This window comes from uncultured Sphaerotilus sp. (genome assembly GCF_963924895.1).
GTDB lineage: Bacteria > Pseudomonadota > Gammaproteobacteria > Burkholderiales > Burkholderiaceae_C > Sphaerotilus.
In genome coordinates this window covers 1-2,835 of the sequence record NZ_CAWURG010000027.1, presented here as the reverse complement: position 1 = coordinate 2,835, position 2,835 = coordinate 1, and the positions used below count along the sequence as shown (strand labels likewise).

Annotated in this window: 4 protein-coding genes; all 4 read right to left on the bottom strand. The window is 68.2% G+C overall.

Annotated elements, in window-relative coordinates; genetic code table 11:
• Positions 1 to 233: STAS domain-containing protein (locus AABN02_RS11490; RefSeq protein ID WP_338415077.1), on the bottom strand; the 233-nt coding region annotated here is incomplete at its 3' end.
• A 9-nt stretch (positions 234 to 242) separates the two neighbouring features.
• Positions 243 to 614: a response regulator gene (locus AABN02_RS11485; RefSeq protein WP_338415076.1), complete on the bottom strand. Its 372-nt coding sequence runs from the start codon at positions 612 to 614 to the stop codon at positions 243 to 245.
• A 37-nt stretch (positions 615 to 651) separates the two neighbouring features.
• Positions 652 to 1,836, bottom strand: coding sequence for a methyl-accepting chemotaxis protein (locus AABN02_RS11480; protein ID WP_338415075.1), 1,185 nt, complete (start codon positions 1,834 to 1,836; stop codon positions 652 to 654).
• Between the two features lie 192 nt (positions 1,837 to 2,028).
• Positions 2,029 to 2,835 (bottom strand): transposase (locus tag AABN02_RS11475; RefSeq protein ID WP_338415074.1); only part of this gene is annotated, 807 nt, incomplete at its 5' end.

Below are 2,835 nucleotides of genomic sequence, written 5' to 3'. Positions count from 1 at the left end.
GCCACCAGCGCCGCACTCGGCCCCACCAGATGCAGACCCCGCTGCTCCGAGGACAGGGTGCAGGACCAGGACAGCAGCAGCTGCACCCCGGCGGCATCCACTTCGCGCACGTCCTGCGCCTGCACGGGCAGGTCTTGCCGGGCGTTGGCACGCATCCAGACGAGGCACTGCGGGTACAGCTCTCCGACCGTGTAGATCGTCAGCTCCGCGGGCAGCGAGAAAGTCGGCTGCATGGCGCGCTCCTAGGCCGCAGCCAGCTGAGAGACCGCGTCGAGCAGCGCGGGCGGATTGAACGGCTTGACCAGCCAGGCACGCGCACCGGCCGCCCTGGCCTGCTGCATCTTCGTCTGCTCGTTTTCGGTGGTCAGCATGATCACCGGGATGAAGCGGTGCCGGGGATGCAGCTTCAGCTGGCGCACGAAGGTGATGCCGTCCATGTTGGGCATGTTCACGTCGCTGATGATCAGGTGCACCTTGCCGGCCTGGTCGAGCCTGTCCAGCGCGTCCTGGCCGTCGGCGCCTTCGATCACGGTGTAACCCGCACGGGTCAGCGCGAGTTTCACGAGCGTTCGCAAGGAGCTGGAGTCGTCGACCACGAGTACGGTCTTGGCCATGGATGAGAGGTTCCTGTGGAGGTTGGCGCCAGCGCTGCTAGAAGAAGACGACGTTGCTGGCGGGCGGAGACGACGCCCTGGCGGCGGAAGGACCCGAGGCAGGTGCAGACGCGTGGTTCTGCCGCTGCTCGTGCATGGTGTAGTGGCGCTGCAGATCGTCCAGCCACTGCTCGGCCGCGGGCGGCGGCTCGCCGCTGTCGACCTGGTCGCGCAGCCGGCCCATCTCCTGTTCGAGGACACCGATCATCTGGCTCACACGGTCCTGGAACTGCAGGCTGACCAGCAGGCCTTCGACATTGCCGCGGAGGACATTGCCCCGCGCGCGCATGGCGTGCGACTCGCCGCTGAGGGTCCGCATGTGGATCAGCACCTCGTTCACCACCCCGCTGGAGCGGTCGATGGCGCAGCGTTCCTCGGTCGCGGTCCTGGCGACCACCGCCGAGGTGTCGGTCATGACGGTGTTGATGCGCGCGATGCGCGCGGTGATCTGCGTGGCCGTCTGCGCCGACAGCTGCGACAGGTTGCGGATCTCCTTGGCCACGACGGCAAAGCCCCGGCCGCTGTCGCCGGCATGCGCCGCCTCGATCGCGGCGTTGATGGCCAGCAGGTTGGTCTGCGCGGCAATCTGCGCCACGTCTTGCGCCATGGCCCGCAGGTCCTCGGTCGCCTGTGACAGCTCCCGCAGGCTCGCCGCCATGGCACCCTTGTTGTTGGTGATCTCGTTCATCGCCACGATGACCTGGTGCAGGTCGCGCTCGCACAGCGCCAGCAGGTGCGAGGACGTGTCCGTGGCATCGGCCGGACCCGATACGCCCTTGAAACCCGCGGCCTCGAATTCGTCCGCGATGGACGTGAAATCGGTGACCAGATGCGCCACGGCATCGTCGACCTGCGTGCGGGCGGTGAGCACGTGCTGGCGCCACACCGGCAGCACACCCAGCAGCAGCCGGACCAGCGGTGTGTGCGGATCGACCGATGCGCCAGCCGCCAGGGTGGCGCCCGCCCCGATCCCGCCCCCGGAGCGCAGGCTGTGCCAGGCCCACCAGACGGCGATGCCGGAGAGCGCCACCGCAGAGCCCGCCGACAGGGCATCAGCGCGGTCCAGCACCGGCAGGACCGCGAGCACGCTGACCAGCAGCGCGATCGCGATCGTCCCGCGACGCCGGCGCTGGGGCACCTGGCCGGCGACGGTCCGGTCTGGATGGACATTCGGTCTGGTCATGGCAACAACCGGGGGGCGGACAACTGGCACTGGCCAGCAACGGGCGATGTAGCGAACGCCTTGCGAACGCTCCACGACCACTCCGCACCGCTATCGGCAGATTCCGAACCGCGCTTGAGCAGATTCCCGCGCCAGTCCGCGTCAGTGGAACCCTTGACACAACCTTAACGTTGCGTTGACATCCTCCCCGCCCTAAAGGACGGGGATTCCGGCGGACGCGACCGCTTGCGCGGCCGAGCCTTCGGCGGGTTCCTGCTTCCTCGCGGCTGCGCGTCGTCCCCTCACGGGTCTGGCGCGTCTGACCTCCGCTCCACAGGCTGCGGGCCTTTCGACCCAGACCGCGTGTCCCGCGGCCAATATGTTCTTCGCGGCGTTCAGGTCCGCGTTCTCGCTGTGCCCGCACGCTTCGCACGCGAAGCGGGCTTGTGTCGGGCGATTCTCCTTGGCGGTGTGCCCGCAGGCGCTGCACCGCTGGCTCGTGTACGCCGGGTTCACCGGCACCACTGCACCACCTCGGGCCGCTGTCTTGTATTCCAGTTGTCGCCGTGCCTCGCCCCACGCCTGATCCAGGATCGAGCGGTTCAGTCCTGCTTTCTGCCGCAGCTTCTTTCCTGGTGCGGTGGCCGTGCCCTTGGCGCTGGCGCTCATCGCCGCCACCTTCAGATCCTCGATGGCGATCACCGGGTGCGCATCGACCCACCGCGTCGTCAGCTTGTGCAGCCAGTCGTTGCGCTGCGCCGCGATCCGGGCATGCACCTTTCCCAGCCGGTCGATCGCCTTGCGCCGATTCTTCGAGCCCTTCACCTTGCGCGACACCGATCGCTGAACGCGCTTCAGGTACTTCTGCTGCCGCTTCAACGCATTCAGCGGCGCCACACACTCGCCGTCCGTCGTCGCCGCGAACAGCGTCACGCCGAAGTCGATCCCCAGCGTCGGCACCAGTCCCGCCGCCGGGATCACGTCGGGCTGCTCCACCTGGATCGACACGAACCAGCGGCC

What these genes read in the sequence shown, in the direction of transcription:
- AABN02_RS11485 (WP_338415076.1), bottom strand. Translation starts at nt 614, where the DNA reads ATGGCCAAGACCGTACTCGTGGTCGACGACTCCAGCTCCTTGCGAACG.
- AABN02_RS11480 (WP_338415075.1), bottom strand. Translation starts at nt 1,836, where the DNA reads ATGACCAGACCGAATGTCCATCCAGACCGGACCGTCGCCGGCCAGGTG.